This is a genomic window from Streptomyces zinciresistens K42, assembly GCF_000225525.1.
Taxonomy (GTDB): domain Bacteria; phylum Actinomycetota; class Actinomycetes; order Streptomycetales; family Streptomycetaceae; genus Streptomyces; species Streptomyces zinciresistens.
Window position 1 is genome coordinate 23381 of sequence record NZ_AGBF01000072.1, and the last position, 6487, is coordinate 29867.

The 6487-nt window shown below is 73.2% G+C and carries 6 protein-coding genes and 1 pseudogene; 5 read left to right on the forward strand and 2 right to left on the reverse strand.

The features are described 5' to 3' along the window. The first annotated feature begins 3 nt into the window (after positions 1 to 3). A complete protein-coding gene (locus SZN_RS19960) occupies positions 4 to 1950 on the forward strand; it encodes a helix-turn-helix domain-containing protein (protein WP_007497872.1) in 1947 nt (648 codons plus the stop codon). Between the two features lie 48 nt (positions 1951 to 1998). On the opposite strand, the gene SZN_RS19965 is transcribed toward SZN_RS19960, so the two are convergent. Then, positions 1999 to 3393 (reverse strand): MFS transporter, encoded by a 1395-nt coding sequence (locus SZN_RS19965; RefSeq protein WP_007497874.1) that lies wholly within the window; start codon positions 3391 to 3393, stop codon positions 1999 to 2001. A 241-nt stretch (positions 3394 to 3634) separates the two neighbouring features. On the opposite strand from SZN_RS19965, the gene SZN_RS19970 reads away from it, so the two are divergent. The 3 genes from SZN_RS19970 to SZN_RS19980 all read left to right on the forward strand — a co-directional run bounded on the left by SZN_RS19970 (position 3635) and on the right by SZN_RS19980 (position 5532). Next, positions 3635 to 4114, forward strand: a complete 480-nt coding sequence (locus SZN_RS19970) for a hypothetical protein (protein ID WP_007497876.1) — start codon at positions 3635 to 3637, stop codon at positions 4112 to 4114. A 135-nt stretch (positions 4115 to 4249) separates the two neighbouring features. Further along, on the forward strand, positions 4250 to 4897 hold the full coding sequence (locus tag SZN_RS19975) for a DUF3105 domain-containing protein (RefSeq protein ID WP_043731917.1): 648 nt from the start codon (positions 4250 to 4252) through the stop codon (positions 4895 to 4897). Continuing rightward, entirely contained in the window at positions 4894 to 5532 is a 639-nt protein-coding gene (locus tag SZN_RS19980; protein ID WP_007497881.1) for a DUF305 domain-containing protein, read from the forward strand. The genes SZN_RS19975 and SZN_RS19980 overlap by 4 nt, the downstream gene beginning before the upstream one ends. Before the next feature lie 73 nt (positions 5533 to 5605). On the opposite strand, the gene SZN_RS19985 is transcribed toward SZN_RS19980, so the two are convergent. Continuing rightward, the gene (locus SZN_RS19985; protein ID WP_007497883.1) at positions 5606 to 5890 is read right to left on the reverse strand and encodes a hypothetical protein; all 285 of its coding nucleotides are present in this window, start codon (positions 5888 to 5890) and stop codon (positions 5606 to 5608) included. A gap of 276 nt (positions 5891 to 6166) precedes the next feature. Between SZN_RS19985 and SZN_RS19990 the strand changes: the two are divergent. Further along, a pseudogene (locus SZN_RS19990) lies at positions 6167 to 6487 on the forward strand (hypothetical protein); the annotation flags it as partial.

The window sequence follows — 6487 nt, forward strand, 5'->3', positions numbered from 1 at the left end:
GGCATGTCCCGCGATCAAGTCCAGCCCGCCCAGCGCTCCGCCACCGATGCCGGAGCGCCCCCGGTCAGCGCCGAGGCGCCGTTCCTGGAACTCCTGGCCCGGGGCGCGTCCGCCGACGCCTACGAGCAGCCGGTGCTGCTGGCACGGGCCGAGGGCCGCTCCGCGGAGCGGATCGCCGCTCTGGAACAGGCCAAGCTCCTCGCCCTGCGCGTGCGCGCGGAGCTGGAGGGCCGCCGCAGACGCGAGGCCGAGCTGTCCGCCCTGTTCGAGACGGCCCACGACCTGGCCGGACTGCGGGACCTGGACGCCGTCCTCCAGGCCATCGTGCAGCGCGCCCGCTCGCTGCTCGGCACGGACGTCGCCTATCTCAGCCTGAACGACCCGGAGCGGGGCGACACCTACATGCGGGTCACCGAGGGCTCGGTCGCCGCCCGTTTCCAGCAGTTGCGGCTCGGCATGGGGGAGGGCCTCGGCGGCCTGGTCGCCCAGACCGCCCGCCCCTACGTCACCGACGACTACTTCAAGGACGACCGCTTCCAGCACACCGTCAGCATCGACTCGGGCGTGCGCGACGAAGGACTTGTCGCCATCCTCGGGGTGCCGCTGACGCTGGGACACCATGTCATCGGCGTCCTGTTCGCGGCCGACCGGCGGGCCCGGGTCTTCGAGCGGGAGCAGATCGCCCTGCTCGGCTCCTTCGCCGCCCTGGCCGCCGCGGCCCTCGACACCGCGAACCTCCTCACCGAGACCCGCTCGGCCCTCGCCGACCTGGAACGGGCCAACGAGATCATCCGGGACCGCAGCGGAGTCATCGAGCGGGCCTCCGACGTCCACGACCGGCTCTCCTGGCTGGTCCTGCACGGCGGCGGGGTGCACGACGTGGCCGCCGCCGTCTCCGAAGTCCTCGACGGCACGGTCGAGTTCGCCGAGGCCGCCACCGTGCCCGCCGGCGCCCTCGAAGCCTCCCGCAGCGAGGGGCACGCGGTCCGCCACGAGGGTGACTGGATCGCCGCCGTCGTCGCGGGCGGCGAACTGCTCGGCGCGCTCGTCCTGCACGGCCACCCCGGCCTCGACCCCGTCGACCAGCGCACCCTGGAGCGCGCCGCCACCGTCACCTCCCTCCTGCTCCTCGCGCGGCGTTCCGCGGCCGAGGCCGAACAGCGCGTCCGCGGCGAGCTGCTGGACGACCTGCTCGACGCCCACGACCGCGACCCGCGGCTCCTGCGGGAGCGCGCCGCCCGGCTGCGCGCCGACCTCGACGCCACCCATGTCGTCCTGGCCGCCCGGCTGGAGGCCGTCCCGGCCGACGCCGACCAGGAGGCCGACGCCCGCCGACGCCTGTGGTCCGCGGCCTCCCACCTCGCGGCGACCCGGCACGGCCTGGCCGCGGCCCGCGACGGCGGCACGGTCCTGCTGCTGCCCCTCGACGCGGCCGACACCGCCACCGCCCTCGCCCGCCGCACCGCCCGGCACCTGGGCACCGCCGTCCACGAGGCGGTCACCGTCGGCGCCTCCGCCCCGGTGGAGGACCTGGCCGTCCACCCGGCCGCCGTCGCGGCCGCCTACGCCGAGGGCCTGCGGTGCCTGGAGGCCCTCAGACTGCTCGGCCGCCCCGGTGACGGCGCCGCCGCCGAGGACTTCGGATTCCTCGGGCTGCTGCTCGCCGGCGACCGCGACATCGCCGGCTTCGTCGACCGCACGATCGGCGAGGTCGTCGCCTACGACCGACGGCGCGGCACCGACCTGCTGCGCACCCTCGACGCCTACTTCGCCTGCGGGATGAGCCCGGCCCGCACCAAGGACGACCTGCACGTCCATGTGAACACCGTCGCCCAGCGCCTGGAGCGCGTCGGCCGGCTGCTCGGCGGCGACTGGCAGAGCCCCGCCCGCGCCCTGGAGATCCAACTGGCCCTCAGACTCCAGCGCTTGTCCGCACCCGTACAGCGCTGACCCCCGTACGCGCGGGCGTACGGGGGCCGGTGCGGACGGCGGAGCGGGTCACGCGATGGGCGCGTCCTGCGGCCGGGGCCGCGCGGGTACCGCGTCCGCGCCGGAGCCGAGGTCGGAGAGGTCCCGGTGGCGGGTCTCCTTCGCGAGGGCCACCGCGACGACGGTGAGCAGGGACGCGGCGATGACGTACAGGGCGATCGGCGTGGAACTGCCGTAGGCCGACAGCAGGGCGGTGGCGATCAGCGGCGCGGGCGCGCCGGCCGCGACCGAGGCGAACTGGGCTCCGATGGAGGCACCGGAGTAGCGCATCCGGGTCGCGAACATCTCCGAGAAGAAGGCTGCCTGGGGCGCGTACATGGCCCCGTGCAGCACCAGGCCCACGGTGACGGCGAGGAGCAGACTGCCGAAGCCGCCGGTGTCGATGAGCAGGAAGAACGGGAACATCCACAGCCCGACCCCGACCGCTCCGATCATGTACACCGGACGCCGGCCGACGCGGTCGGACAGCGCGCCCCACGCCGGGATGACCGCGAAGTGCACGGCCGAGGCGATGAGCACGGCGTTCAGGGCGGTCTGCTTGGAGACCCCGGCCGACGTGGTGGCGTAGACGAGGATGAAGGCGGTGATCACGTAGTAGCTGATGTTCTCCGCCATGCGCGCGCCCATCGCGATCAGCACGTCGCGCCAGTGGTGGCGCAGCACCGAGACCAGCGGCGGCTTCTCGGCCGCGGCGCCCGGGGCCGACCTTCGGGCCTCGGCCTGCGCCAACGCCTGCTTGAAGACCGGTGACTCATCGACAGAGAGACGTATCCACAGGCCGACGATCACCAGCACGCCGGAGAGCAGGAACGGGATGCGCCAGCCCCAGCTGACGAAGGCGCTGTCCGACAGGAGCGCCGTCAGCAGCGACAGCACGCCGGTCGCCAGGAGCTGGCCCGCGGGCGCGCCCGTCTGCGGCCACGACGCCCAGAATCCGCGCCGTCGCGCCTCCCCGTGCTCGGACACCAGCAGCACCGCGCCGCCCCACTCGCCGCCCAGCGCGAAGCCCTGCACCAGGCGCAGCACGGTCAGCAGCACGGGCGCCGCGCTGCCGATGGACGCGTGCGTCGGCAGGAGGCCGATCGCGAAGGTCGCCCCGCCCATCAGCAGCAGGCTCAGCACCAGCAGCTTCTTGCGGCCGAGGCGGTCGCCGTAGTGCCCGAAGACCAGGGCGCCCAGCGGGCGGGCCGCGAATCCGACCGCGTACGTGAGGAAGGACAGCAGGGTGCCGACGAGCGGGTCGGAGTCCGGGAAGAACAGCTTGTTGAAGACGAGGGCGGCGGCGGAGCCGTAGAGGAAGAAGTCGTACCACTCGATGGTGGTGCCGATGAGGCTGGCGGCGACGATGCGCTTCAGGTTGCCGGGCGTGGTGGGCGTCGGTGGAGCGGATGCTGCGGAGGCCATGTGCGCCACTTCCTCGTGTGCGGTGGGGACGGGTACGTGTCGGCACACCGTAGAAACACGCAGGTCAGGCGCACATGTGGCGGGGCAACATAGTTCTGGTGCAGTGTATGCGTGCTGAACCCATGCCTGGCTGTGCCGGAGGTTCCTCAACTGCTGGAACACGCCAAGCATGTGGTGTCCGAAAGCTGATGACGGGCCGTTCGATCGTCGCCCCCCGTCCCGCCCGGATACGATCTGCGCGATGAGCATCCGGCGCGAGGGATTCCGGGGCGCGCCGCTGGGCGCCGTCCCGCCGTTCGTGCTGCCCTGGGCGGTGCTGCTCGGCGTCCTGATGTGGGTGCTGCCCGTGTGCGTGCACGCCTCCGGCGGCTTCGTCACCTCCGTCGGCCCCCCGCAGGGCATGACCACCGCCCATGTGTCGACTGCTCATGTGTCGACTGCCCATGTGCCGACGACCTCTGTGTCGCCCGCGTACATGCCGGCCGCCCCGCCGGAGGGCGACGACACGTGCGCCGACGTCGGGCACTCCTCCGGCGACGAGCACTGCCGGCCCGCCGCCGACGCGGTGGCGACCACCGCCTCACCGGTGGACGTACCGCCGCCGCCCCCCGTGGGTCTGGCCGTCGCGGCCGGGACTCCGCGGGCCGTTCCGGCACGGGCCGCGCCCGCCGTCCTCCCGCGCGCCCCCGGTATCCATCAGCTCCAGGTGCAGCGGATCTAGGAGGGGCGCCCGCGCGGCCGGTCGGCGACCGCCCGCGCACGTCCCGTCCCACCTGCCCCGCGAAGCGCGGGAGCGGGCCCGTACTCACCGCACCACCGCGCACCGTGACGCGCGGTGGGGACAAGGACATGGAACATGGGGTCTACCCGAGCCAAACAGCAGCGCGCCGACCGCCGGGCGAAGATAGAGGAGATGCGTCGCGCCGAGGCGGCGCGCGAGCGCCGCAGCCGGATCATCACCTGGACGCTGAGCGGCGCCATCGTCGCCGGTGTCATCGGCGGCAGCTGGTGGTTCGTCCAGGACGCGCAGAACAAGAAGGAGGCCAAGCAGGCGGCGGCCGCGGCGCCCGTGAAGGGGGAGAAGACCTTCAAGGTGCCGGAGCGCAACCACGTCACCACGCCCGTCGACTACAAGATGTCCCCGGCGGCCGGCGGCAACCACAACCCCGCCTGGATGAACTGCAACGGCGACGTATACGCCAAGCAGGTCAACGAGACCAACGCCGTGCACTCCCTGGAGCACGGCGCGGTCTGGGTCACGTACACCGACAAGGCCACGGAGAAGGACGTCAACACCCTGAAGGAGCGGGTGAAGGCCACCCCGTACACGATGATCAGCCCCTTCGCCGAGCAGAGTTCGGCCGTCGCCCTGTCCGCCTGGGGCAAGCAGCTGAACGTCGACTCGGCCTCCGACCCGCGGGTGCAGAAGTTCCTGGACAAGTACGTCCAGGGGCGGCAGACCCCGGAGCCGGGCGCCGCGTGCACCGGGGGTCTGCCCGCATGAGCACCGGATTCAACCGCCGTACGCCCCTTCTGGTGGCCCTCGGCGCCGTCCTCGCGGTGGCGGCCGTCCTCGGTGTGTGGTGGCAGACCACACAGGGCACGGCCAACGCGGCCACGCCTGCCAGCAGTTCCCCGGAGGCCGGCTTCGCCCGGGACATGGCGGTCCACCACCAGCAGGCGGTGGAACTGTCGTTCATCGTGCGCGACCGCACGGACGACAAGGACGTGCGCAGGCTCGCCTACGACGTCATCAACACGCAGGCCAACCAGCGGGGCATGCTGCTGGGATGGCTGGAGAGCTGGGATCTGCCCAAGAGCTCCTCCGACGCGCCGATGACGTGGATGGGCCACGGCAACATGCCCCGGCCCAAGGACGGGGCCCTGATGCCCGGCATGGCCACCAACACGCAGCTGGACCAGTTGAGCAAGGCCAAGGGGAAGGCCGCCGAGATCATGTACCTGCAGTTGATGACCGCGCACCACAAGGGCGGGATCAACATGGCCCGCGGAGCGGTGCAGCGCGTCAGCGACGAGAAGGTCCGCCGCCTCGCGCAGACCATGGTCGACGGACAGCAGGCCGAGGTTGACCTGATGGCCGACATGCTCGCCCAGCGGGGAGCCAAGGCGGACGGCTGACCCGGTGCCCGGCCGGGCACGGACCCGGCCGGGCACCGGCGGTGCCCTCGGCCCGTGCGACCGCCGCGGCCTGCTACCAGCCGACGCGGTCGCAGCCGGTGCGGCCGGTGGCCTCGACCCGAAGGGTGCCGTGCGCGAAGCCGTGCCCCTCCCGCAGCAGTTCACCGGCCCTGTCCAGGACGGCCTGCCCGTCGTAGCCGTCGGACGTGACCAGGTGGGCCGTGGCCACGTGCATCCCCGAGGTCAGCGTCCACAGGTGCAGGTCGGTGCTGATGATGGTGAAGGAGACGGCGAGTCGCCACCGGTGCTGTCCTGAAGCGGGTGTGCCCGTCCCCTGGCTGTGACCGTGCCCGCTCATGGCAGCGTTTCCCCTCGTACGCCGGTGAGTGTCCACGACAGGGACGCACACGGGCCGAAGAGCGGGCAATGGCTGCACCGGAGCCCGTTGTCATGTTCTATTACAAGTCGCTGACCTGCGGAAACTCGGAGTGGGCCCGGGTGGCCGGGACGGAGTCCACCCGGACGGCGCCCGACCGGCACGGAGTCGGTACGCTGCCGGGAGCGCGCACGCACGCGGTTCGTGTCGCCGACCGTCCCCGACACCGCGACCGATTCCCCCGAAGGCCCCCGCCCCATGCGACCGCTCCGCCCGCCCGGCCCCGCCTCCCCGGCGTCCGGCGCGCTGCGCGGGCTGCGGGCCGGCGCCCTCGCGGTGCTGTGCGCGCTCCTGCCGTTCGGGTGGCACGTCCTGAGCCGGGGTCACGCCCCGCGCTGGGTCCTCGCCGCGGTGGTGACGGCCGTGGCCGTACCGGGTGCCGCCCTGCTGAACCGGCGCCGGCTGACCGACGCCCAGGCCGTCGGAGTGCTCCTGGCCGCGCAGTTCGCCGCGCACCTGGCGTGGGTGCTGCCCGGCGCGGGCCGCCCCGCCGCCACGGGTCCGCGGAGCCTCGCGCCC